This is a genomic window from Amycolatopsis sp. NPDC088138 (assembly GCF_044741685.1).
In the GTDB taxonomy this organism is placed as follows: Bacteria; Actinomycetota; Actinomycetes; order Mycobacteriales; family Pseudonocardiaceae; genus Amycolatopsis.
The window spans coordinates 878,597-902,063 of sequence record NZ_JBIUTB010000002.1 but is presented as its reverse complement, the minus strand read 5'-3'; the positions used below and the strand labels follow the sequence as shown (position 1 = coordinate 902,063).

General features: G+C 72.6%; 23 protein-coding genes. 14 read left to right on the top strand and 9 right to left on the bottom strand.

Going from position 1 to position 23,467, the window contains the following annotated elements; translation table 11 throughout:
• Positions 1-119: 119 nt before the first annotated feature.
• The gene (locus tag ACIOD2_RS11830) at positions 120-1,064 is read right to left on the bottom strand and encodes an NAD(P)H-binding protein (protein ID WP_400536801.1); all 945 of its coding nucleotides are present in this window, start codon (positions 1,062-1,064) and stop codon (positions 120-122) included.
• Positions 1,065-1,134: 70 nt separating this feature from the next.
• On the opposite strand from ACIOD2_RS11830, the gene ACIOD2_RS11825 reads away from it, so the two are divergent.
• Entirely contained in the window at positions 1,135-2,052 is a 918-nt protein-coding gene (locus ACIOD2_RS11825; protein WP_400536800.1) for a helix-turn-helix domain-containing protein, read from the top strand.
• 8 nt (positions 2,053-2,060) lie between these two features.
• Complete coding sequence (locus ACIOD2_RS11820; protein ID WP_400536798.1) at positions 2,061-2,831, top strand: NAD(P)-binding domain-containing protein; 771 nt, start codon at positions 2,061-2,063, stop codon at positions 2,829-2,831.
• Here ACIOD2_RS11820 and ACIOD2_RS11815 read toward each other — a convergent pair.
• Positions 2,825-3,907, bottom strand: coding sequence for an aldo/keto reductase (locus ACIOD2_RS11815; RefSeq protein ID WP_400536796.1), 1,083 nt, complete (start codon positions 3,905-3,907; stop codon positions 2,825-2,827). The two genes, ACIOD2_RS11820 and ACIOD2_RS11815, sit on opposite strands and share 7 nt — an antisense overlap.
• A gap of 118 nt (positions 3,908-4,025) precedes the next feature.
• Here ACIOD2_RS11815 and ACIOD2_RS11810 point away from each other — a divergent pair, with 118 nt between their 5' ends.
• From ACIOD2_RS11810 to ACIOD2_RS11785, 6 genes are all read left to right on the top strand, one after another.
• Entirely contained in the window at positions 4,026-4,910 is an 885-nt protein-coding gene (locus ACIOD2_RS11810; protein WP_400536794.1) for an AraC family transcriptional regulator N-terminal domain-containing protein, read from the top strand.
• A gap of 963 nt (positions 4,911-5,873) precedes the next feature.
• Positions 5,874-6,761, top strand: coding sequence for a hypothetical protein (locus ACIOD2_RS11805; protein ID WP_400536792.1), 888 nt, complete (start codon positions 5,874-5,876; stop codon positions 6,759-6,761).
• Between the two features lie 318 nt (positions 6,762-7,079).
• On the top strand, positions 7,080-7,262 hold the full coding sequence (locus tag ACIOD2_RS11800) for a hypothetical protein (RefSeq protein ID WP_328449668.1): 183 nt from the start codon (positions 7,080-7,082) through the stop codon (positions 7,260-7,262).
• A gap of 193 nt (positions 7,263-7,455) precedes the next feature.
• Positions 7,456-7,995 (top strand): hypothetical protein, encoded by a 540-nt coding sequence (locus tag ACIOD2_RS11795; RefSeq protein ID WP_400536790.1) that lies wholly within the window; start codon positions 7,456-7,458, stop codon positions 7,993-7,995.
• A 24-nt stretch (positions 7,996-8,019) separates the two neighbouring features.
• The gene (gene bcp, locus ACIOD2_RS11790; protein ID WP_400536788.1) at positions 8,020-8,493 is read left to right on the top strand and encodes a thioredoxin-dependent thiol peroxidase; all 474 of its coding nucleotides are present in this window, start codon (positions 8,020-8,022) and stop codon (positions 8,491-8,493) included.
• Between the two features lie 76 nt (positions 8,494-8,569).
• Entirely contained in the window at positions 8,570-9,583 is a 1,014-nt protein-coding gene (locus ACIOD2_RS11785; protein ID WP_400536786.1) for a trypsin-like serine peptidase, read from the top strand.
• On the opposite strand, the gene ACIOD2_RS11780 is transcribed toward ACIOD2_RS11785, so the two are convergent.
• Both ACIOD2_RS11780 and ACIOD2_RS11775 read right to left on the bottom strand, forming a co-directional pair.
• On the bottom strand, positions 9,546-11,309 hold the full coding sequence (locus tag ACIOD2_RS11780) for an ATP-binding protein (RefSeq protein WP_400536784.1): 1,764 nt from the start codon (positions 11,307-11,309) through the stop codon (positions 9,546-9,548). The genes ACIOD2_RS11785 and ACIOD2_RS11780 overlap by 38 nt on opposite strands.
• A complete protein-coding gene (locus ACIOD2_RS11775) occupies positions 11,299-11,991 on the bottom strand; it encodes a response regulator transcription factor (RefSeq protein ID WP_400536782.1) in 693 nt (230 codons plus the stop codon). The genes ACIOD2_RS11780 and ACIOD2_RS11775 overlap by 11 nt, the downstream gene beginning before the upstream one ends.
• Before the next feature lie 79 nt (positions 11,992-12,070).
• Here ACIOD2_RS11775 and ACIOD2_RS11770 point away from each other — a divergent pair, with 79 nt between their 5' ends.
• The 5 genes from ACIOD2_RS11770 to ACIOD2_RS11750 are packed head-to-tail and all read left to right on the top strand — an operon-like array spanning position 12,071 to position 18,403.
• Entirely contained in the window at positions 12,071-13,114 is a 1,044-nt protein-coding gene (locus ACIOD2_RS11770; RefSeq protein ID WP_400536780.1) for an HlyD family efflux transporter periplasmic adaptor subunit, read from the top strand.
• Positions 13,111-13,782: an ABC transporter ATP-binding protein gene (locus ACIOD2_RS11765; protein WP_400536778.1), complete on the top strand. Its 672-nt coding sequence runs from the start codon at positions 13,111-13,113 to the stop codon at positions 13,780-13,782. The genes ACIOD2_RS11770 and ACIOD2_RS11765 overlap by 4 nt, the downstream gene beginning before the upstream one ends.
• Positions 13,779-14,957, top strand: coding sequence for an ABC transporter permease (locus tag ACIOD2_RS11760; protein ID WP_400536776.1), 1,179 nt, complete (start codon positions 13,779-13,781; stop codon positions 14,955-14,957). Before ACIOD2_RS11765 ends, ACIOD2_RS11760 begins: the two co-directional genes overlap by 4 nt.
• Positions 14,958-15,010: 53 nt before the next feature.
• Positions 15,011-15,556, top strand: coding sequence for a hypothetical protein (locus ACIOD2_RS11755; RefSeq protein ID WP_400536774.1), 546 nt, complete (start codon positions 15,011-15,013; stop codon positions 15,554-15,556).
• Positions 15,557-15,601: 45 nt separating this feature from the next.
• The gene (locus ACIOD2_RS11750) at positions 15,602-18,403 is read left to right on the top strand and encodes a transcriptional regulator (protein WP_400536772.1); all 2,802 of its coding nucleotides are present in this window, start codon (positions 15,602-15,604) and stop codon (positions 18,401-18,403) included.
• Here ACIOD2_RS11750 and rdgB read toward each other — a convergent pair.
• Genes rdgB through ACIOD2_RS11725 form a run of 5 tightly spaced genes read right to left on the bottom strand, consistent with a single transcriptional unit; the run spans position 18,400 to position 22,069 of the window.
• Positions 18,400-19,008, bottom strand: coding sequence for an RdgB/HAM1 family non-canonical purine NTP pyrophosphatase (gene rdgB, locus ACIOD2_RS11745; protein WP_400536770.1), 609 nt, complete (start codon positions 19,006-19,008; stop codon positions 18,400-18,402). The two genes, ACIOD2_RS11750 and rdgB, sit on opposite strands and share 4 nt — an antisense overlap.
• Positions 19,005-19,781, bottom strand: a complete 777-nt coding sequence (gene rph / locus ACIOD2_RS11740) for a ribonuclease PH (protein ID WP_400536768.1) — start codon at positions 19,779-19,781, stop codon at positions 19,005-19,007. Before rph ends, rdgB begins: the two co-directional genes overlap by 4 nt.
• Positions 19,782-19,806: 25 nt before the next feature.
• Complete coding sequence (locus ACIOD2_RS11735; RefSeq protein WP_400536766.1) at positions 19,807-20,574, bottom strand: MBL fold metallo-hydrolase; 768 nt, start codon at positions 20,572-20,574, stop codon at positions 19,807-19,809.
• Positions 20,575-20,603: 29 nt separating this feature from the next.
• A complete protein-coding gene (gene murI / locus ACIOD2_RS11730; protein ID WP_323322675.1) occupies positions 20,604-21,410 on the bottom strand; it encodes a glutamate racemase in 807 nt (268 codons plus the stop codon).
• Positions 21,407-22,069: a rhomboid family intramembrane serine protease gene (locus ACIOD2_RS11725; RefSeq protein WP_400536764.1), complete on the bottom strand. Its 663-nt coding sequence runs from the start codon at positions 22,067-22,069 to the stop codon at positions 21,407-21,409. Before ACIOD2_RS11725 ends, murI begins: the two co-directional genes overlap by 4 nt.
• Positions 22,070-22,623: 554 nt before the next feature.
• Here ACIOD2_RS11725 and ACIOD2_RS11720 point away from each other — a divergent pair.
• Entirely contained in the window at positions 22,624-23,466 is an 843-nt protein-coding gene (locus ACIOD2_RS11720; RefSeq protein WP_400536762.1) for an arylamine N-acetyltransferase, read from the top strand.
• The last annotated feature ends 1 nt before the right edge of the window (position 23,467 follow it).

The window sequence follows — 23,467 nt, the reverse complement described above, 5'->3', positions numbered from 1 at the left end:
ATCCCCACAGGTACCAACCGCCCGAGACGGCGCGTGCCTCAAACGTGCCACACCCGCCGGTGGAACCCGGGCAGGCCTCTCCGGGCCCACTCGATTCCCCAGCACTGATTCCCCCGAGCTCAGTCGATCGTGACGTGGGGCGCCAGCGCCTTCAGGAAGTCCGGGGCGTCGAACAGCTCCCCCGCCGACGCGACGCCCTTCGTCTTGGTGTGGCCCGTCAGGATCCGCTCCACCGCCTCCACCGCGAGCGGCGCCGTGACCGCGTAGATGTCCTGGCCGCGGGCCGTGATGCGGCGTTCCTCCCCGCCCGACCGGACCAGGACGTCGACCACGAACGTCTCCGGCGCTCCCTCGCGCTCCTGCGCCGCCGACAGGCCCGCGGCCGCAACGACCGTCATGTACGTCGTCACCGACGGGACCGCCAGGTGGCTCGGGATCGTCACCACGTCGGCCATCGTGAACTCGCCCAGCACCGGCTGCGGACCCAGCGGCTCGGGGAACGGCCAAGTCAGCTTCGGCAGCGCGTCGTCGTGGTACTCGAGGCGGCCGTCCGCGAACCGGATGCGCCTGCCACCACGCCGCGAGTGCGAGACGCGGCCCGCGGCGAGTGTTCCCGCCGTCGGGTGCCAGCCGCTCAGGCCGTACGCGACGTGGATCTCGTCCGCGCTCGTCCAATCGCCCATGGCCGCGGTGGCCAGCAGGTCGCCGAGGCCGCCGAAGAACGCCATCGCCGGGACGACGACGCCGTCCGCGGCGCGCGCGAAGGTGTCGACGTTGGCCTCGAGTTCGGCCGCGACGTCCACGTAGGGCACACCCGCCCGCTGCGCCGCCTCGATCAGCGGCGCGGCCGTCTCCGCGAACGGCCCCGCCGTGTTGATCACCGCGGCCACGCCCTCCAGCGCGCGGTCGAGCGACGCCGGGTCGTCGACCGTCGCCACCCGGCCGCCCGGCAGGCGCGCCGCGTCACGGCCGGAGAGGATCGGCTCGAACCCGCGTTCGCGCAGCTCGGCCACCACAAAACGCCCGGTGTGCCCGTAGGCGCCGTAAACCAGTACCGATGTCATACAGCCATCCTCACGACGGTGGCGTCGCGCTACCAGTGTCCGGAACGCCATCATGCGTACAATTCCGGACATGAAGACTGTGGCGCTCGCCGCGACCGACGGGATGCTGTCCTTCGAGCTGGCCATCGCGTCCGAGGTCTTCGGCGAGAACCCTCGGTACGACTTCGCCGTCTGCGGCTCGGCCCCGGTCATGGTCGGCCGGTTCCGGCTGGAGCCGGAGCACGGGTTCGACCGGCTGGCCCGCTCCGACACGGTGCTCGTGCCGGGCTGGGCCGACGTCGACGTGGATCCGCCGGCCGACCTGCTCGACGCCGTGCGCGAGGCCCACGCGCGGGGCGCGCGGGTGGCGTCGCTGTGCACCGGCGCGTTCGTGCTGGCCGCCGCCGGCCTGCTCGACGGCCTGCGCGCGACGACCCACTGGGCCCACACCGGCGCACTCGCCGCGCGTTATCCCGGCATCCAGGTCGACCCGGACGTGCTCTACGTCGACAACGGCAGCGTCCTGACCTCGGCGGGCAAGGCCGCGGCGATGGACCTGTGCCTGCACCTGGTCCGCACCGACCACGGCTCGGCCGCCGCCAACACGATCGCCCGCCTCCTGGTCGTGCCCCCGCACCGCGACGGCGGACAGGCCCAGTTCGTCCCGGCCCCGGTGCCCGACCGGGCCGACCACCCGCTGACCGAGCTGTTCCCGTGGGCGGCCGAGCGGCTGGACCGGCCGCTGTCGGTCGACGACCTGGCGCGGCAGGCCAACATGAGCGCCCGCACCCTGACCCGCCACTTCCACGCGGTCACCGGCACCACCCCACTGCAGTGGCTGCTGACCCAGCGCATCCGCCGCGCGCAGGAGCTGCTGGAGACGTCGGCGAGCAGCGTGGACGCCATCGCGGAGGCGGTCGGCATGGGCACGGCGACGACGTTGCGGCGCCACTTCCACCGCACGGTCGGCGTGGCCCCGGACGCCTACCGCCGCACGTTCCGCGGTTAGGGTTCGCCATGCAGTCGTACGGGTTCGTGGGCACCGGCGAGATCACCGCCGCGATCGTCGAAGGTCTCGGCACCGATGTCGCCGACCCGCCGGACGTCTTCCTGTCGCCGCGCAACCACGACGTCGCGCACGCCCTGGCCGCCCGGTTCCCGAACGTGCGGGTGTGCGGCACCAACCAGGAAGTGCTCGACAGCACCACCACGATCGTCGTCGCGGTACGCCCGCAGGTCGCGCAAGACGTATTGACCGGTCTCGTCTTCCGGCCGGCGCACGTGGTGGTCAGCGTGCTGGCCGGGGTGTCGCTGGAGCAGCTGCGGGAGTGGACCGCGCCGGCCGCCCGGCAGGTCCGGTCCATCCCGCTGCCGACCGTGAGCCGGCGAGCCGGCCGCACCGCCGTCTACCCGGACGACGTCGTTGCCCGGGCGTTGTTCGAGAGCGTCGGCGACGTCGTCGTCCCGCGGGACGAGGCGGCCCTGGCCACGTTCTCCACGGCGACCGCCACCTTCGCCGCGCACCTCGACCAGCTGGCCACCATCGCGCACTGGATGACCGAGCACGGCGTCGCGCCCGAAGAGGCGGACGCCTACGTGGCGCACGTCTTCGGCGAGCTGGGCCGGACGCTGCTCACGCACCCCGGCACGCTCGAGGACCTGGCCGGGAAGCACATGACGCCGGGCGGCATCAACGAGCAGTTCCTGGCCGACCTGCGTGGCGACGGCCTGCGCGACAGCGTCCGGAACAGCCTCGACGCCGTCCTGGCCCGGGTGAGCGGTCAGTAGCGGACGTCGCTCTGCAGCAGCGGCGGGTAGACCGTCGACGGCTCGCCGTCCACCGTGGTGCCCGCGAACTGGAGCATCGCGCGCTGGGCACCGTGCATCGGGGCCGGGTAGTCCAGCGTCGGCGCCGACACCTCGTCCAGCCGGGCGAGCTGGTCGGCCGACAGGGCGATCTCCAGCGCTGCGAGGTTGCCGGTCAGGTGCTCCAGGCGCCTCGCGCCGACGATCGGGACCACCGTGCCCCGGCGGGCGCGCAGCCAGGCCAGTGACACCGCCGCGGACGTCGTGCCGAGCTCGTCGGCGATCGCGGCGACGACGTCGATGACGTCGAACTCCGCCTCGCTCGGGCCGCCGACGTACGCCGTGCGGGCCGAGTCGGGGGTGTCGGCGCCGCGGCGGTACTTGCCGGACAGGAAGCCGTTCTTCAGCGGGCTCCACGGCGTCAGCGCGATCCCCTGGTCCCGTGCGAACGGCGCGAGCTCACCCTCGACCGTGCGGGCCAGCAGCGAGTACTCGACCTGCAGCGCGATCAGCGGCGTCCAGCCGCGCAGCTGCGCGGTCGTCTGGGCCTGCGCGGTGACCCACGCCGGGGTGTTGGAGAAGCCGACGTAGCGGATCTTGCCCGCGCGCGCCAGGTCGTCGAGGGTCCGCATGGTCTCCTCGATCGGCGTGGCGCGGTCCCAGTTGTGCATCCAGTAGAGGTCGAGGTAGTCGGTCTGCAGGCGCCGCAGCGTCTGCTCCAGCTGGGCGATGATCGACGCCCGGCCCGCGCCGCCGCCGTTCGGGTCGCCGGGGAACATGTTGCCGAAGAACTTCGACGCGAGCACGACGTGCTGCCGCCGGCCCGGCTGGGCGGCGAAGAAGTCGCCGAGGATCTTCTCCGAGTGGCCGTTGGTGTAGAAGTTGGCCGTGTCGACGAAGTTCCCGCCCTCGTCGAGGTAGGAGGCGAGGATCTTCTCGGACTCCTCGACACTGCAGCCGGCGCCGCCCGGGTCCTCGCCGAAGGTCATCGCGCCGAGGGCGAACGGGCTGACGCGGAGTCCGGACCGGCCGAGGGTCACGTACTGGTCGAGTGACATGAAACGCTCCTTGCGTGTCGGATTGGCTACTACCAGGAAACGCGATTCGCCAGCTCAGCGGTAGATCGATCCACTCGACCTCTTGCACAATCCTGCCGACCTTGGTTCTCTTGAGGGCATGCTCGACGAGATCCGCGACCTCATCGCCGCGCACGCCCACCCCGACCTGCGGACGCGTGTGCCGGGCCTGCTGCTGTCCAAAGTGGACTCCGCCGAGCCGCACCACTCGCTGACCGAGCCGCTGCTGGTCGTCATGGCGCAGGGCGGGAAGCGCCTGCTGCTCGGCGAGCAGCTGCACGAATACCGGGCCGGGCAGTACCTGCTCGTCACCACGGACCTGCCGGTGACCGGCCACTTCGTCGGCGCCTCGCCGCAGACGCCGGCCCTGGGCATGGGCCTGGAGCTGCGGCCCGCGGCCATCGCGCCGCTGCTGCTGGAGACGCCGCCCCAGCAGTGGCCGCGCGACACGTCCCCCATCGCGACCGGCGACGCCGGCGACGACCTGCTGGACGCCGTCGCCCGGCTGCTGCGCCTGCTCGACCACCCCGCGGACGCGCCGGTGCTGGCCCCGCTGATCGAGCGGGAGATCCTCTGGCGCCTGCTCACCGGCCCGCACGGCGCGCTGCTGCGCCAGATCGGGCTGGCCGACAGCAGCCTGTCGCATGTCAGCCGGGCGATTCGCTGGGTCCGCGAGAACTACGCCGAGCCGATGCGGATCGACGAGCTGGCGCGGCTGACCGGAATGAGCCCGTCGGCGTTCCACCGGCACTTCCGCGCGGTGACGTCGATGAGCCCGCTGCAGTTCCAGAAGCGCATCCGGCTGCAGGAGGCGCGGTCCCTGCTGGTCGCCGACGCGGGGGACGTCGCGGGTGTCGGGCACCTGGTCGGCTACGACAGCCCATCGCAGTTCAACCGCGAGTACCGGCGCCTGTTCGGCGCCCCGCCCGGCCAGGACGCGGCCAGGCTGCGCGAGGCCGCGGCGCCGGCGCCGCAGCTGCCCTGATCGGCGTAGTCGACCGCCCGCCCGCCGCTGTGCCGCCAGATCCGGACGCGGCGGCGCCGCCCGCTCGGCGCCGCCATAGCTGCCCGAAGCAGCGCATCCGGCTCCACACCAACCGCCCACTCGCCGGTTCCGGACGCAGCGACGCCGCCCGCTCGGCCGCGATCCGCCAATGCGAAGCCACCGCAGCTGCCGCCTCACGCCGACCCCCGCCCGCCAAAGCGCCCCGGATCAGGACGCGGCGATATCGCCCACTCAGGCACGACCCACCCACGCGAACCCCGCCTCACGCCGACCCCGCCCGCCGGGCCGAAGCACCGCCGGACCCGGACGCGACGACGTCGCCACTCAGTCGCGACCCATCCACGCGAAGCCGCCGCAGCTGCCGCTAACGCCGACCGCCCACCCGCCGCGGGCCGAAGCACCGCCGGATCGGGACCAGCGACGCCGCCCACTCAAGCCCGACCCACCTACGCGAAACCACAGCAGCTGCCGCCTCACGCTGACCGCCCACCCGCCGCCGGCCGAAGCACCGCCGGATCCGGACGCACCGACGCCGCCCACTCAAGCGCGACCCGCCCGCGCGAAGCCACCGCAGCTGCCTGACCGGCGCATCCGACCGCCCACTCGCCGGCTCCGCTTCCGGCCGAAGGGCCGCCTGACCGGGACACACCGAAATCCCCCGCTCAGTCACGACCCACCCACGCGAAGCGCCGCAGCTGCCGCTCACGCCGACCGCCGGCCCGCCGAAGCACCGCCGGGATCCGGACGCACCGACGCCGCCCGCTCAAGCGCTACCGCCCGAGCGAAGCCACCGCGGCTGCCTGACCGGCGCATCCGACCGCCCACCCGCCGCCGGCCGAAGCACCACCGGATCCGGACCAGCGACGCCGCCCACTCAGGCACAACCCCCTGACGCGCCGATCCGTTCAAGACCGCCGCCCCGGTGGGTGCGACCCTGGCCGGGTGACTGCGAACCTCTCCGCCGCGGCGTCCTTCATGGCCACGCACGCCCGGCTCCTCGACCGACGCCGTTTCGAGCTGCTGCAGGGCAAGACGGACGCGCAAGCCGTGCTCGCCGCCGTCGACGGTTATCGCAATCCCGACGGCGGTTACGGCTGGGGACTGGAGCCGGACCTGCGGGCGCCGGAAAGCCAGCCCGGCGGCGCCCTGCACGCCTTCGAGGTCTTCGAGGACGTCGCTCCGGACACCTCGCCGCACGCGGCCCGGCTCTGTGACTGGCTGGCGGACGCCTCCCGTCCCGACGGCGGGCTGCCGTTCGCGCTGCCGGTGGCCGACCCGGCCGGCTGCGCGCCGTTCTGGGTCCAGTCCGACCCGGAGGTAGCCACGCTGCAGAGCACGGCCTTCGCGGCCGCCGTCGCCCTGCGCGTCGCGCGCCACGACCGGGCCGTGCGCGAACACCCCTGGCTGGCCGGCGCGACGCGGTACTGCTTCGACGCGATCCGGGCGCTTTCCGAGGCGCCGCACGCGATCGCGCTCTCGTTCGCGGTGCAGTTCGCCGACGCGGCCCACGACCTCCACCCCGAGGCGGGCGAGCTGCTGGACCACCTCGGCGCGTTCGTCCCGGCCGACGGCCTGGCCGCGGTGGCCGGGGGATCCGAGGGCGAGACCCTGCGCGCCCTCGACTTCGCACCTCTGCCGGACCGCCCGGTGCGCGCCTTGTTCAAGCAGGACGTCATCGACGCCGAGCTGCGGCGGCTCGCCGGTGAGCAGCAGGACGACGGCGGCTGGCGGGTCGACTTCGCGAGCTACTCGCCCGCGGCCGAGCTCGAATGGCGCGGGTACGCCACGGTGCGTGCCGTGTCGGTGCTGCAGCGCAACGGGGTCGTCTGAGGCCCCGGGAAAGCTCTACACGAGTGACGCCGAGGTTCACTCGACCGTGGGACATCGAATCGCAGGCGGTGAGGGGATCACCCAGCGCGACCGCCTCTGTCACACCGATCGGGTCCGGTTACCGAGGCGCCGCCCGGCGACCGGACCACTCGGGGTGGCACGGGCTCGGCCCGCCGTCGTCCACGACGTCCGATCGATGGCGTCGAACGCGCTCGAATGAGCGGCCGGCCGGAGCGAAACTCCTGATCATCACGCGCCTTCCGGTCTCCGGCGCCGAACCCGTAGGGTGACGGGGAAGCCCGTACCCGGAGGTGAACCATGGCGTCGCGGAACCCGCTGGGCTGGTTCGCCCGCTGGGCGGACTGGTTCGAGGAACGCGGCGTCTACGTGCCCGGCGAGGAGAGCCGCGCGGTCGACCCGGTCCGCGATTTCGGCTGGCTCATGGCCGCCTGGGTGGCCGGGGTGGCGATCTTCATCCTGCTGTTCGCACTCGCCGTTTAAGTGGCATGTAGGTGGTGATTGTCACCACCCGTGCCGTTCCGGTCACGGATTGGCCACGGGGCGGCACCAGGTGCGCGACAACCCCCCGTGGCGCCTCGTAACCCCGAGCGATCACGGCCAGAGTGGAGCGCGTTCGCCCGGCACACCCCGCTGCCGAACGGCATCCCCCGAACCGCCGACTGGAGTACCCGCGATGGCGCTCGCGCGCACGTGCAAGATCATGTTCACCTCAGGACTGCTGGGCCTGGCGGTGGCGTGCGGGGTCCCTTCGGCGCAGGAAGGCACCGCCGCGCTCGGCGCGGGCGGCTCCCCCGCGGGCGCCGCGGCCGCGCAGGCGGGCAACGACCTGAAGTTCGGCGCCGACCACCGGTTCGCCAGCGGCGTCACCATCTCGGTCGGCTCACCCCAGTCGTTCAAGCCCAGCCTGTCGGCGTACCCGCAGAGCCCGCGCGGCGCGGCCTTCGACGTCCAGCTGACGAACGCCGGCTCCGCGACGTACAAGCTCTCGGGCCTCACGGTCACGGCCACCGCGCAGGGCACGGCCGTCAAGCAGGTCGTCGACACGACGCAGGGCTTCACCGGCATCGCCGACGCGGGCAAGGACATCCCGCCGGGCCGTTCGGTGCGCGTCACCTTCGCCTTCGCGATGCCCCAGGACCAGACTCAGCTCCGGCTGCGGATCCGGCCGAGCACGACCGAAGAAGCCGTGGTCACGTATTGCGGAACCGCCTGAGCCGGCGCCCGTTAGGCTCGACGCATGACCGATCGCCTCTCCCCGGGTGACGACGCCCCGGACTTCACCCTGCCCGACAGCGAGGGCAAGGAGGTGTCGCTGCGCGACTTCCGCGGCCAGTCCGTCGTCGTGTACTTCTACCCGGCGGCGAGCACGCCGGGCTGCACCAAGCAGGCCTGCGACTTCCGCGACAACCTCGCCGAGCTGAACGACGCCGGCTACCAGGTGGTCGGCATCTCGCCGGACAAGCAGGCGAAGCTCGCGAAGTTCGTCGAGAAGGAAGAGCTGACGTTCCCCCTGCTGGGTGACCCGGAGAAGACCGTGATCACCGAGTGGGGCGTGTACGGCGAGAAGGTGAACTACGGCAAGAAGTACATGGGCGTGATCCGCTCGACGTTCGTCGTCGACGCCGACGGCAAGATCGCCCACGCCTTCTACAACGTCCGCGCGACCGGCCACGTGGCGAAGCTGATCCGGGACCTCGGCCTGGCCGCCTGATCACCGCCTGACCGCTCGCTCATCGGTTCCACACACCCTTTCGGGACGCTGCCCGGGTCACGAAAGGGAGGTTCTTTTGTTCCAGGCAACCAAGATCCCGGTGCTCGCCGCGGCCGTGCTGGCCGCGGCGACGCTCGGGGCGACACCCGCGCAAGCCGCCGACACCGCCGGCACCGTCGTCACGCACGACCTCGCGGTGACCGCCGCCCAGCGCCAGGCCGTGCTCGGCTACTGGACGCCCGAACGCATCGCGGCGATGCCGACCGGGCCGGTCACCGGCCAAGCACCACCGCAGGACGGCCCGGACGGCGCCGGTTTCCCCGTCGGCACCGCCGTCGACCGCACCATCGGACGGCTGTTCTTCGTCGACCGCGGTGAAGACGAAAGCTGCACCGCGACACTCGTCGCCGCGGCCAACCGCAGCACGATCGTCACCGGCGGGCACTGCGTGCACACCATGGACCTGATCGGCAACGATCCACAGTGGACGGACAAGCTGCTGTTCGTCCCCGGCTTCCGCGACAACACCCGCCCGTACGGCGCTTTTGTCGCCCGGACGGCCTTCGCCGACACGACCTGGGTGACCGACGACCAGCAGAGCGGCCACGACCAGGCGTTCCTGGTGCTGAACCCGGACGACCACGGCCGCCGCGCCGCCGACGTCACCCGGGCCGCCCAGCCGCTCGGCATCGGCCTGCCCGGAAACCGGCCGGCCCAGGAGTTCGGCTACCCGCGCGCCGCGAAACAGCCCGGTCACCAGGGCCGTCCGGAGTTCACCGGCCAGCGCGTCGCGCACTGCTGGGGCGCGCCGAAGGAGAACCCGGGCAACGACGAGGTGCCGGTGCCGCGCGGCCAGTGGGGCGTGCCGTGCGACATGGGCGGCGGCGCCAGCGGCGGCCCGCGGCTGACGGCGTTCTCCGAGAAGACCGGCTACGGCGTGGTCGTCGGTGTCAACACCGAGGCCTGGTACCTGCACGCCGACGGCTCGCTCTGCCTCGACCAGACGCCGGACTGCACGCGCTACCTCTTCGGCCCGCAGTTCACGACCGCGATCACCCAGCCGCTGTACCGGCGGGCAGCCGCAGCGTGAACGTCGAGCCCTGACCCGGTGCGGAGGCCGCGGCGACCGCGCCGCCGTGGGCCTCCGCCAGTTTCTTGACGATGGCCAGCCCCAAGCCGCTGCCGCCGGTGCCCCGGGTCCGCGCCTTGTCGGCCCGCCAGAACCGGTCGAACACGTGCGGCAGGTCGGCGGCGTCGATCCCGGCGCCGGTGTCGGCGACCTCGATGACGACGTCGTCGCCGTCCCGGCGGCCGCGGACCACCACCGCACCGCCGGCCGGGGTGTACCGGACGGCGTTGGACACCAGGTTGCCGACGGCCTGGCGCAGCCGCACCGGATCGGCCGTCACCTCGAGGGCGTCCGGTGCTTCGACCGACAGCGCGACGCCCGCCGGGCTCTGCGCCGCCACGACCTGGGCCAGCAGGTGTGCCGCGTCCACCGGCTCGGGGTGCAGCCGCAGCGCACCGGCGTCGGCGAGCGCCAGATCCTGCAGGTCGTCGACGATGTGCTGCAGGTGGACGGCCTCCTCGAGCAGCGAGTCGACCAGCTCGTCGTCGAGCCGGCTGATGCCGTCCTGCGTCGCCTCCAGCCAGCCGCGGATGTTGCTCAGCGGCGTCCGCAGCTCGTGCGCGATGTCGCTGACCATCGCCTTGCGCGTCTCCTCCAGGCGTTCACGGCTGGCGGACATGGCGTTGAACGCGGTCCCGAGCCGGGCGATCTCGTCGCGTCCGCGCACCTTGACCTGGGCGCCGCTCTCGCCGCCTTCCATCCGCTTCGCCGCGCCGGTGAGCGCGCGCAGCGGCCGGATCAGCCGCACCCCGGCGAGCACCGTGACCAGCAGGGTCAGCAGCAGGATCCCGCCCGCGACCTCGAACAGGCGGACCTTGTTCTCGGGCGACAACGTGAATCCCGCCGGTGCTTCGCCACCCGGCGCGGTGAGGTAGAGCGACGCGGCGGGCGCGACGAACGGTGTCAGCTGCTCCCGCCTTGCCGCGCTCAGGCACGACTGCACGGCCTGGTTCGACTCGGCGTCGCGCACCACGCCCTTCTGCACCCAGGTGAAGTCGAGCAGCACCTGCACCTGGGCGAGCGGCTTGGGCTCGGGCCCGCGGTTGAGGCACGCGCTGACCAGCGTCGACAGCTGGTCCAGCGCGGCCTGCTCGGTCTTCGTCGGCAGGCTGAGCGTGCTGCCGTTGCACGACGACAGCACGAACGGGTCGGCACCCTCGATCCGCGGGTGCCCGCCCGGCGACGTCACGACGGTGCCGACCCCGGAGCGGGCCTGCACGCACCGCAGAACCCGCTGGGCGAGCGCGCCGAGACGGGTGCGGTCGGCGTCGGGCAGCGCGTACGGGCCGACGGCGTCCGGGTCGATCCGGTCGGCGGTGGTCTCCTGCCCCAGCCCGGAGTCGACCTGCAGCGGGTCGACGACGATCGAGGGCCGCAGCGGCAGCGGCCGGCCGTCGGTGGCCGAGTCGAAGACGGGCGTGCCGTCGGTCAGCGTCAGCGCGATGCGGCGGCCGGTGATCGACGCGGTGCCGCGCACCTCGGTGGCGACGTCGTGCCAGTTCGGGTGGGTCGCGGCGTACTTCAGCAGGCCGCGGTAGATGTTGCCGTCGTCGGCGAGCGCCTGGCCCTGCTCCTGCTGGATCGCACCGGACGTCGTGCGCGCGGCGAGCCACGCGGTCGCGGCGATCGAGGCCACCGCGACCAGCGCCGAGAGCACGAACAACCGCAGGAGGAGGCTACGGCGCATCGGCGCCCGCGGTCAGCTTGTAGCCGACGCCGTAGACCGTGACGAGTCGCGCCGGGCGCCGCGGGTCGGCCTCGATCTTCTTGCGCAGGTTCATCACGTGCACGTCGATCGCGCGCTGCGTGATGTAGCGGTCGAAGCCGTGCAGGTGCTCCAGCAGCTGGCCGCGGGTGAACACCCGGTCCGGCTGGGTGGCCATCAGCTCCAGCAGCCGGAACTCGCCCGGTGTGCAGTCGATCGCCCGGCCGTCGGCGGTCACCTCGTGCCGCAGCGGATCGACCGTCAGCGTGCCCACCCGGGTCGTGCCGCCGGGACGGGCCGGGGCGGCGCGACGCAGCAGCGTGCGGATCCGCGCCATCAGCTCGCGCGGGCTGAACGGCTTGGTGACGTAGTCGTCGGCGCCGAGGTCGAGCCCGGCGAGCAGATCGTCCTCTGTGGAGCGTGCGGTGAGCATCAGCACCGGCAGGTCCGTCTCGGCCCGCAGCGTGCGGCAGATCTCGAGGCCGTCCGTGCCGGGCAGCATCACGTCGAGCACCAGCAGGTCCGGCGGGTGCCGGCGGACCAGGTCCAGCGCGGCGGTGCCGTCCGCGACGACGACCACGGTGTGCCGCTCCCGCTCGAGGTAGCGCCGGACGAGTTCGGCCTGCTTGGCGTCGTCCTCGGCCAGCACGATGTGGGCGCACATGATCCCGAGCATAAGCGCGGCTACCGGAAGACCACGATTTCCTCATGGGTCCCTGACATTCCGCTGTGAGGGTGACGCCATGAGCACAACCCGATCGGGTGGCCGGCGCCGGTGGGTGTGGCTGCTGGTCACCGCCGTCGTCGTGGTCCTGCTGGGGGCCACGGCGTTCTTCGTGGTCCGGCACGGGCGCGGTACCGCCGCCACGGCCGCGCCGCCACCCGCGGTGCAGACCGTCGCCGTCCGCAAGACCGACCTCGCGAACACCCAGTCCTTCACCGGCACCCTCGGCTTCGGCACGCCCCAGCCGTTGAAGGGCACCGGCGCCGGGACCGTGACGAAGCTGCCGGCGATCGGGGACGTCGCCCAGCGCGGCAAGCCGCTGTACTCAGTGGACGGTCACCCGGTGCCGGTGTTCTTCGGTGACACGCCGTTGTTCCGCAAGCTCGACAACCCGGACCTGACCGGTCCGGACGTCACGATGGTCGCCGCCAACCTGACCGCGCTGGGGTACAAGATCGGGCACCCGAAGACGTTCACGTTCGCCGAAACCCTGAAGAAGTGGCAGAAGAAGGCCGGCTTGGACGAGACCGGCACCCTCGACGTCGGCCAGGTCGCGGTGCTGGCCGGCCCGGTTCGGGTCAACTCGGTGACCGCGCAGCCCGGTGACCCGGTCGCGGAACCGCTGCTCACGGTCACGTCCACGACGAAGGTGGTGGTCGCGCCGGTGGACGCCTCGGACGTCGCGGCGATCAAGACCGGCGCGGCGGTCTCGGTGGTGCGGCCGGACGGCAAGGGCGTCCCGGCGAAGGTGACGTCGGTCAGCACGGACGTCGCGGAGGGCCAGGGACCGCCCAAGGTGAACGTCGTGGTCACGCCGGACGACCCGCAGTCCGTGGCGGACCTCGATTCCGCGGCGGTGCAGGTGCGGATCGCGACCGAGACGCACGCGGGGGTGCTCGCGGTTCCGGTCGGCGCGCTGATCGCGCTGCGCGAAGGCGGGTACGCCGTGCAGCTGCCGGACGGGACGCTGAAGGCCGTCGAGACCGGGATGTTCGCGCGCGACCTCGTCGAGATCCGCGGCGCGGGCGTCACCGAAGGCCTGCGGGTGGTGACGACGTCGTGACGCCGGTGCTGGCCCTGCGCGGGGTGAGCAAGCGCTATCCCGGGGACGTGGTCGCGCTCGACGACGTCACGCTGACCGTGTCCGACGGCGAACTCCTGGCCATCGTCGGGCCGTCCGGCTCCGGCAAGTCGACGTTGCTGCACATCGCCGGGACGCTCGACCTGCCGACGTCGGGAACGGTCGAGCTGGACGGCGAAGACGTCACGCGCCTGTCCGACCGGCAGCTGTCCGCGCTGCGCGGAAGGCGGCTGGGGTTCGTGTTCCAGCAGTTCCACCTGACCGACGGACTGTCCGCTGTGGACAACGTGGCGACCGGCCTGCTGTACGCGGGCGTGCCGCGCAAGCGGCGTCGCCCGCTGGCGCTGGAGGCCCTCGGCCGGGTCGGGCTCGCGCACCGCGTCGCGCACCGGCCACACGAGCTCTCCGGCGGTGAACGCCAGCGCGTCGCGATCGCCCGCGCCGTCGTCAACGACCCGGCGCTGGTGCTGGCCGACGAGCCGACCGGCGCCCTGGACACCACGAACGGCCAGGCCGTGCTGGACCTGCTGACCGGGCTGCACGCCGACGGCACGACGCTCGCGGTCATCACGCACGACCGGGACATCGCGGCGCGGCTGCCCCGGCGCGTCGAGTTCCGCGACGGCCGGATCGTGCGGGATTCGGCATGAAAGCAGTGCGTCTTTCGCTGGTGGACGTGCTGTCCCTCGGCCTGCTCGGCATCCGCACCCGGCGGCTGCGGGCGGCGTTGTCCGCGCTCGGGATCGCACTGGGCATCGCGACGATGATCGTGGTCACCGGCATCCCGGCGTCCAGCCAGGCGGCGCTGCTGGACAAGCTGACGGCGCTGGGCACGAACATGCTCCGCGCCGAGCCGCAGCCGAACCAGACGCCGCCGGTGGTGCTGCCGGAGTCGGCGCTGGGCAGTGTCCGGCGGATCGGCCCGGTGACCACGGCGGCGGCCGTCGCGAACACCCACGCCGTCGTCCGCCGGTCCGACCGCACGGATCCCCAGGACGGCTCGGGCCTTTCGGTGCTGGCCGCTTCGCCGGATCTGCTCGACGCACTGAACGGCAGTGTCCAATCAGGACGGTTCGAGACCTCGGACCTGCCCGTGGTGACGCTGGGCTACGTCGCGGCGTCCCGGCTCGGGATCCCTTACCTGGTCCCGGGTCAGCCGCCACCGGTCGTGATGATCGGCACGACCTGGTACACGGTCACCGGGGTCCTCGCGCCGATGCCGCTGGCCCCGGACGTCGAACGCGCGGTCGTCGTCGGCTGGGGCTCGGCGAAACGGTTCCTGGGCTTCGACGGCCACCCGACGGTGGTCTACGTGAAGTCCCGCGAGGACGCGATCACCGACGTCCGCGCGGTGCTCCCGGCGACGCTGAACCCGGAGCTGCCCGGGCTGGTCCAGGTGTCGCGGCCGTCGGACGCGCTGGCGGCGAAACAGGCGGCGCAGACGGCGTTCTCCGCGCTGTTCCTGGGTTTGGCCGGGGTTGCGCTGCTGGTCGGCGGCGTCGGCGTGGCCAACACGATGTTCATCTCGGTCCTGGAACGCCGACGCGAAATCGGCCTGCGACGCGCGTTGGGGGCAACGCGAGGCCAGATCCGCGACCAGTTCCTGACGGAGGCGGTGGCGCTGTCCGGCCTCGGCGGCCTCGCCGGGACTTCCGTCGGCGTGCTCGTGACCTGGGGCTACGCGACGTACCAGGGCTGGCCGCCGGTGATCCCGCCGTTGTCCGTGCTGGGCGGGGTGCTCGGCGCGCTGGTCGTCGGGGTGCTGGCGGGCCTGCACCCGTCGCTGCGCGCCGCCCGGATGCCGCCGACGCAGGCGCTGGCATGAGTCGCTCACGCCGTGCTGACGAGTTCCTGAAAAGCGCCGGTCATGCTCGTCCCATGGCATTTCGGTTGGTTGTGCTCCTGGTGCTGGCTCTCGGCGTGGCCGCGTGCTCGTCCCCACCTCCCGCGGCACCCCAGGTGGCTTCACTCTCGACACCCGCGTCCTCGCCGTCGACTTCCGCTCCCCCGTCGACGGACGCGGACGGCGGCCGCCCCCGCCACCGCGTCGACGAGACGGCGGAGGAGTCCCAGCGCCTGATCGAGCCGTGGCGCACGTGCATGAAGGACCACGACGCGGACGTCGACACCCAGCCGAACACCATCGAGGGCGCGGAGAAGTGGAGCGCGGACCACAAGGCCGCGGGTGACGCGTGCCGGCCGAAGCTGCCGCTGCTGCCGTGGGGCATGGACCGCGAGAACCCGGCCTACCAGGACAACATGCACAAGTGGGTGCAGTGCATGAACGACAAGGGCATGCACGTGGTGGAGACCCCGGACAACGACGAGTCCCCGTGGACGTACGGAAGCGACACCCAGCCGCCGAACGCGGACAAGATCGAACACGACTGCGAAGTGGCGATCCTCGGCCCGAGTGACAAGTAGAATTCGCCCATTCGGACGTGTGACATCCCGATAGGCTTTTGTCCCGTGTCCGTGCCGAGCCAGATCCCCGCCGACGTCGCCGAGCTCACCGTCCCGGCGGACCAGGGCCCCGACGAGCTGGTCGAAGAGCTGTACGCCCGGATCCCGATGCTGGCCGAGCAGGTGCTGGTCAGGTTCGAGGATCGGCTGGACCGGAGCATCCACGCGGCCGATCGCGAAACGGCGCGCACGAAGATCAAGGACCGCGTGACCGAGGACGCGGCGACCTTCCTCAGCGAAACCAACGAGCAGATCTCCCGGCTGCGGCAGGCCCGCCGGGACCTGGCCGCGCACGAACGGCGGCCGGAGCCCTCGGCCCGGCGGCTGCCGGACGTACGGGACAAGCGCGCCCACGCCGGCCTGGGGCTGGTCTTCGGCATCGGCGTGCTGGTCCCCCTGGTCTTCTGGCAGCTGCTCCAGGTGCCGATGAGCACGTCCGGGCACGTCTGGACCTCGGTGGCGATCGTGGTGGCCGGCTTTTTCCTGATGTGGCTGACCAGCCGGGTCGTGGTGCGGGCCGGGCGGAGGCTCGCCGGTGAGACGGTCACTGACGGCGGCGGCTGGCTGCTCGTGCTCGGGGTTCCCACGACGTACGCGCTGTCCCTCTGGCGGCTCTGGAGGTCGTCGGACGAGGGCATGGGCCCGGTCCTGGCGGTCGTGGTCTGGGTCGTCGTGGCCCTGCTGGCCTGGTTCGTGACCTGGATCGTCTACAGCATCGTCAACGAGCCCACCCAGACGAAGCCGCGGTCGAAGTGCCTCGCGCCGGCCGTCGTCCGCCGGGAGCTGCTCGTCACGGTCGTCGTGGCCGTGCTCCTGGCTCCGGCGCTGACCGGTGTCATCCCGCTGCCGTGGCCCGAATGGGTCGTCTGGCTGTCGCTGGACGCGCTCCTGCTCGCGGGTACGGCGCTCGGTGGACCGCTGTCGCTGAGTACGAGGCTGGCACCGCTCACGTTGTCGGACGACGTCGCGCGGTACGGCAGCCGGGCGTGGGAACAGCGACACGACGAGTTGCGGCGCGAGCAGGAGGCCGCCGACCAAGCGTGGTCGGCCGCGGCCGCGGCACCCGTCGAGCGCAGCGTGCGGCACCACCTCAACGCGGTCCTGGAGCCGCCGTTCAGCACGGTGCTGCCGGAGCTCGAGCGCGGCTCGCTCGGCCAGATGCGGGCCGGTGACCGGGTGGTCACGGACACGGCGGCCGGCATCCGGCTGAAGTCGCTCCTGGCGGGGATCAGCGGCGGCGCGGTCGGCATGGCCGGGCCACGCGGCGTCGGGAAGTCCACCCTGCTGGAGGCCTACCAGGCCGGCCAGCTGCTGAAGACCGGTGGGGTGCACGTCGCGCTGCTCGAGAGCGTCCCGGTGCGCTACGACGTCCGCGAGTTCACGCTGTACCTCTACGCCCGGATGTGCGCGGCGGTGATCGACTTCTGCGCCGGCCGGGCCCCCACGGGCGCGAAGCCGCCCAGCGCCTGGCCGGCTCGTCGTGCCCGGCTTCGCCGGCTGTGGCCGTTCGCGGCGGTGGTGGTGGCGTGGCTCGGACTGGGCTTCGCCGGCACGTTCGCGCTGCGCGACCCGAAGTTCGACTTCCGGGTGTGGCTCACCTCGATGTGGTGGCCGGTGGTGTCCGTGGTCGCGGTGGCCGGGCTGGCCGCGATGGCCGCCCGCCGCCGTCCCGGCTCGGCCGCCACACCGGCGGCCGAGCACACCGGGACGGCGCCCGGCAGCCTGGCCGAGCTGCGGACCATCGCCACCCACCGGCTCGCCGAGATCGAGTTCCAGCAGAAGCACACCGCGGGCTGGTCGGGCAAGGCCGGCCTGCCGATCGGCGTCGAGGCCACCACCACCAGGGCACGGGAGACGACCCGGCAGCCGCGCACGTACCCGGAGATCATCCGCGGGTTCCGCGACTTCCTCGACCTGACGATCACGTGCGTCGCCCGGGAGCCGGAGGTCTCGAGCCCGGCGGTGGTCATCATCCTCGACGAGCTGGACAAGATCGTCGCCCCCGACGCGGCCCAGGACTTCGTCAACGAGGTGAAGGCACTGCTGACCCTCGACGTCCCGGGCTTCCTGCTCCTCGTCTCCGTGTCGGAGGACGCCCTGGCCTCGTTCGAGCGCCGGGGCCTGCCGGTGCGGGACGCGTTCGACAGCGCCTTCGACGTCATCTTCCGCGTGGAGTACCTCAAGCTGGGCGACGCGCGGCAGGTGCTGACCGGCCGCGTCCTCGGCCTGCCCGAGCCGTTCATCTGCCTGTGCCACTGCCTGGCCGGCGGGCTGCCGCGGGAGCTCATCCGCGTCGCACGGCAGCTGGTCGGCGACAGCGGTTCCCTCGACCGCGTCACGCGCCGTCTCGTCGAGCAGGACCTGCTGGAGAAACGCGGCGCCCTGCGCACGGTCGTGACCCGCGGCGCGTACGACGAGGTCCTCGTCAGCGACCTCGTCCGCCACATCGACGCGCACGCCGTCGCCGAGCCGGCGAAGCTGCTGCACGCGGCCGCGCACCCGCCGGTCGCGGGCGGGCCGACGCCGGAAACGGCGGCGCTGCACCGGCTGCAGCTCGAAACCCTGGGGTACCTCTACTACCTGGGCACGGTCCTGGAGGTCTTCGGCCCCTCCTTCACCCCGCGGTCCCTCGACCTCGGCCGCACCGAAGGCGACACGTCCTTCGACACCCTCACCTCGGTGCGCCAGCTGTTCCCGGTGAACGCCCGGCTCGCCTGGCTCACCATCAGCGCCTTCCGCGAGGCGTGGCGCCTGGAGACCGTCCGCCCGCCAGGCGAAGACGACCGTCCACAAACGACAGGAGGCTAGCCCTCCGCCAGCTCCCGCAGCGCCGGGAGCAACGCCCGCAGCGCCCTTCCGCGGTGCGAGACGGCGTCCTTTTCGGACGGTTCCATCTCCGCCGAGGTCCGGGTCTCGCCGTCCGGCCGAAAGATCGGGTCGTAACCGAACCCGTTGGTGCCACGGCGTTCCCGGACCATGGTTCCGCGCCACTCGCCGCGGACGACGGTCTCTTCACCGGACGTCAAAACGAGAGCCGCCGCGCAGACGAACTGGGCGCCGCGGCGCTCGTCCGGGACATCGCCGAGCTGGGCCAGCACCAGGTTCAGGTTGGCGTCGTCGTCGCCGTGGCCGCCCGACCAGCGGGCCGACAGCACGCCCGGCATGCCGTTCAACGCGTCGATCGCGATGCCCGAGTCGTCGGCGATGGCCGGCAAACCACAGGCCGCCACCGCGTCGCGGGCCTTCGCGATCGCGTTGCCCTCGAAGTCCGGCGCGGTTTCCGGCGCCTCGGGGAACGAGGGGACGTCCGCGAGACCGAGGACCTCGATGCCGGAGATTCCCTCGGCGAGCAGGATCCGGCGAAGCTCGCCGAGCTTCTTCGCGTTGCGGGTGGCCAGAAGCAGCTTCGTCACTTCGAGCCCTTCTTCTTGTCCGGACGCGGCTCCGGCAGCTCGCCCGGGTACGGCAGCGCCAGCGCCTCGTTCTGCAGCCGGGTCAGCTCCTCGCAGCCGGCTTGGGCCAGGTCCAGCATCTTGTCCAAAGTGGACCGGGCGAAGGTGGCGCCCTCGCCGGTGCCCTGGACCTCGATCAGGGTGCCCGCGTCGGTGGCGACCACGTTCATGTCGACCTCGGCGCGCGAGTCCTCCTCGTACGGGAGGTCGAGGCGCACGCGACCGTCGACGACGCCGACGCTCACCGCGGCCACCGACGACGACAGCGGCTGCGGGTCGTTGAGCCGGTTCGCCGCGGCCAGCCACGTGATGGCGTCCGCGAGCGCGACGTAACCGCCGGTCACCGCGGCCGTGCGGGTGCCGCCGTCGGCCTGGATGACGTCGCAGTCGATGACGATCGTGTTCTCGCCCAGCGCGGCCAGGTCGATGCAGGCGCGCAGCGAGCGGCCGATCAGCCGGGAGATCTCGTGGGTGCGGCCGCCGATGCGGCCCTTGACCGATTCGCGGTCACTGCGGGTGTTCGTCGCGGACGGCAGCATCGCGTACTCGGCCGTCACCCAGCCGAGGCCGGAGCCGGCCCGCCAGCGCGGCACCCCTTCGGTGACACTCGCGGCGCACAGGACCCGGGTGTTGCCGAATTCGATCAGCACGGAGCCCGCCGGCCACTGCTGGAACCCCCGGGTGATCTTGATGTCGCGGAGCTGGTCGTCGTTCCTGCCATCTTTTCGAGCCACGAAGAGCACTCTAGGACCGCACCGCTCAGACGTCGTAGACGGCACCCTGCTTGACGACCTCGGCCGCGGGGAACTCGGCCGCGGCCTCGGCCAGCACCGCTCCCGGGTCGGTCCACGGCGCGATGTGCGTCAGCAGCAGCCGCCCGACACCGGCGTCGCGCGCCAGTTCACCCGCCTGTTTGCCGGACAGGTGCACCCCCGCCGGGCGCTCCGCCGAGTCCGTCCAGGACGCCTCGGCGAGCAGCAGGTCGACGCCGTCGGCGAGCTCGTTCAGCGCCCGGCACGGGCCGGTGTCACCGGTGAAGGCGAGGATCCGGCCGCCGTAGGAGACGCGCAGGCCGAACGCCGGGGTCGGGTGGTCGACCTCGACCGCGAGCACCTCGAACGGCCCGATCCGGAACGGCTCGGGCCGCAGCGGGTGGAAGGCGTAGACGTCGGAGAGGTCCGTGCCGGCCCGCTCGGTCTCGTTGGGCGCGTACGCGTTCGCGAGCCGGACGGGCGCGTCGTCAGGCCCGTACAGCGGCAGCAGCCGCGGCCGGGCCGGGTAGGGCGGCGCCGGGTGGTAGCGGCGCAGGACGGTGAGTGCGCTGACGTCGGCGCAGTGATCGGGATGCAGGTGGGTGAGCACGAGCGCGTCGAGGTCGAAGGGGTCGGCCACGGCCTGCAGTTGCGCCAGCGTGCCGTTGCCCAGTTCGAGGCCGAGCAGGAAGCCCTCGGCCTCGACCAGGTAACCGGACGCGGCGGCGTTCGGCCCGGGGATGCTGCCGGAGCACCCGAGGATGGTCAGTCGCACTTCGCCACCCTAAGCGCCCGAAGGCGTGATCACGCGGTGGTGGGAGCGAGGACACCCGGGGCGAAGCCCATGAAACGCTGGGCGAGCCGGGTGAACGGCTCGGCCGAGCCGGTGGCCAGGAACTCGTGCCGCGGCGGGGTTTCCCTGGTCGTCAGCAGGTCCCGCTCGGTCAGCACGCGGACGACGTCCTTCGCGGTCTCGTCGGCGCTGCTCACCAGGGTGACCTCCTGGCCCATCACGATCTGCAGCACCCCCTGCAGCAGCGGGTAGTGCGTGCAGCCGAGCACGACCGTGTCGACCTCGGCGTCCAGCAGCGGCTGCAGGTACCCCTGGGCGAGCCCGAGCACCTGCCGCCCCGAGGTGATGCCGCGCTCGACGAAGTCCACGAACCGCGGGCAGGCGACGCTGGTGAGCGAGATGCCCGGCGCCGCGGCGAAGGCGTCCTCGTAGGCCCGCGACCGGACGGTGCCCTCGGTGCCGATCACGCCGACCCGCCCGGTGTGCGTCGCGACGACGGCGCGGCGCGCGGCCGGCAGGACGACCTCGATCACCGGGACGTCGTAGCGCTCGCGCGCGTCGCGCAGGCAGGCCGCCGACGCCGTGTTGCAGGCGATCACCAGAGCCTTCACCCCGCTCTCGACGATCTCGTCGAGCGCCGCGAGCGCGTAGCTGCGGGCGGTGGCGATCGGGAGCGGGCCGTACGGGTTGTGCGCCGTGTCGCCGACGTAGCGGAGCTGCTCGGCGGGCAGCTGCTCGAGGATCGCCCGGGCGACCGTCAGGCCGCCGACACCGGAATCGAACACACCGATCGGGGCATCAGCGAGCGGCAGGGTCACACCCCGAGGTTACCCGTGGCCGCGGGAGCGGGTTTGCGCGACTTCCCCGTGCGGCCGGTCAGCCAGGCCGCCAGGACACCGGCCAGCGCGCCGAAGACGTGCCCCTGCCAGGAGACGCCGGTGTTGCCCGGCAGCAGGCCCAGCAGCATCCCGCTCCAGATGCCCAGCAGCACGACGGCGACCAGGATCTGCCCGGCCGCGCGGTTGAAGATACCGCGGACCAGCAGGTAGGCGAGCCAGCCGAAGGCCAGCCCGGACGCGCCGACGGTGACCGCGTTCGCCGGCCCGATCAGCCACACCCCGAGCCCGGACACGAGCCAGATGATGGCCGTGACCAGCGCGAACCGGCCGATCCCGGCGGCCATCGCGAGGAAGGAGAACAGCAGCACCGGCACCGTGTTGGCGAACAGGTGCGACCAGCCGGCGTGCAGCACGGGCGCGAACAGCACGCCGTCCAGGCCGGACAGCTCGCGCGAGTGGATGCCGCCCTGGGTCAGGTCGCCGGGCAGGATCACGTCGGCCAGCTCGACCAGGTAGAGCAGCAGGGTGAAGGACAACGCGACGAGCGCGGCCGCCTTCGGTTTCGCCGGCAGCACGCGCTTGCGGGCGTCGGTCGCGGTGTCGGAAGCCGGGTCCGGGGTCACAGGCAAGGTGCTCACGTCTTCGAGGCTACGTCCGGGTCCGGCGCCGCCGCCTCGGGTGAAATCCCTGATCCGGGGTTTTTGCCGGTGCCCGCCCGCTCGTGTTCACACGACTGCGGTTGCCGACGGCCGGCGCCCGGCACCGCGCCCAAGGCGGTCTTGGCTGTGTCTCACGCACCGAAGGCCGCCTTGGGGCGCCGGTTCGCCGGAGATCCGGGGTTTGCCGGTGCCCGCCCGCTCCCGCCGAGCACCCAAGGTCGCCGACGGCCGGGCCAGCACCGCGCCCCAAGGCGGCCTTGGTTGCGTCCCACGCACCGAAGGCCACCTTGGGTGCGTCCCACACCAAGGCAGGCGCCGGTTCGCCGGAGATCCGGGGTTTTGCCGATACCCACCCGCTCCTGCCGAGCGCTCGAGGTCGCCGACGGCCGGGCCAGCACCGCGCCCCAAGGCGGCCTTGGTTGCGTCCCACGCACCGAAGGCCGCCTCGGGTGCGTCCCACGCACCCAAGGCCACCTTCGGGCGCCGGGCCGGAGATCCGGTTTTTGTCGGTGCCCGCCGCTAGCGTTCGGGCCATGGATGTCACCGGATATCTGCAGCGGCTCGGCCTCGACGCGGAGCCGCCGGGCCTGGCCGCGCTGGGGCGGCTGCACGCGGCGCACGTCGAGCGCGTGCCGTACGAGGCGATCGAGGTTCAGCTGGGCCGGCCGACCCCGCTGGAGCCGTCGGCGTCGCTGGCGCGGATCCTGCGCGGCCGCGGCGGTTACTGCTACCACCTCAACGGCGCCTTTTCGGCGCTGCTGCGCGAGCTCGGCTACAACGTCACGCGGCACCTGGGCGGGGTGCAGGGCAGCGCGGCCGACGCGCCGAACCTGGACCGGAACCACCTGGCCCTGACCGTCACGGGCCTGCCGGAGGACCCATCGGCGTCGTGGCTGGTGGACGCCGGGCTGGGTGACGGCATCCACGAGCCGCTCCCCCTACGGGAAGGCACCTACACGCAAGGCCCGCACACCTACCGGCTGCGGCCGTCGGAGGTGGCGCCGGGCGGCTGGCGCTTCGACCACGACCCGTCGGGCAGCTTCGTGGGCTTCGACTTCGCGCCGGGCCCGGCCGAGATGGCCGACTTCACCGAGAAGCACGCGTGGCTGTCGACGGCGCCGGAGTCCGGGTTCGTGCGGGTCTGCGTCATCCAGCGGCGGGACGCGGCGGGCGTCGACACCCTGCGGGCGCTCACCCTGAACCGCCACGGCGCCAAGGAACTCGTCGACTCACCCGAAGCCTGGTGGACGGCGGCGGGGGACGTCTTCGGGATCCCGTCGGCGTTGTTCACGGCCGAGGAGCGCGACCGGCTGTGGCGCAACCTCGTCGCCCAGCACGAAGCGCACGCGAGCGGCGGGCCGGTGGTCGCCGTGTGAC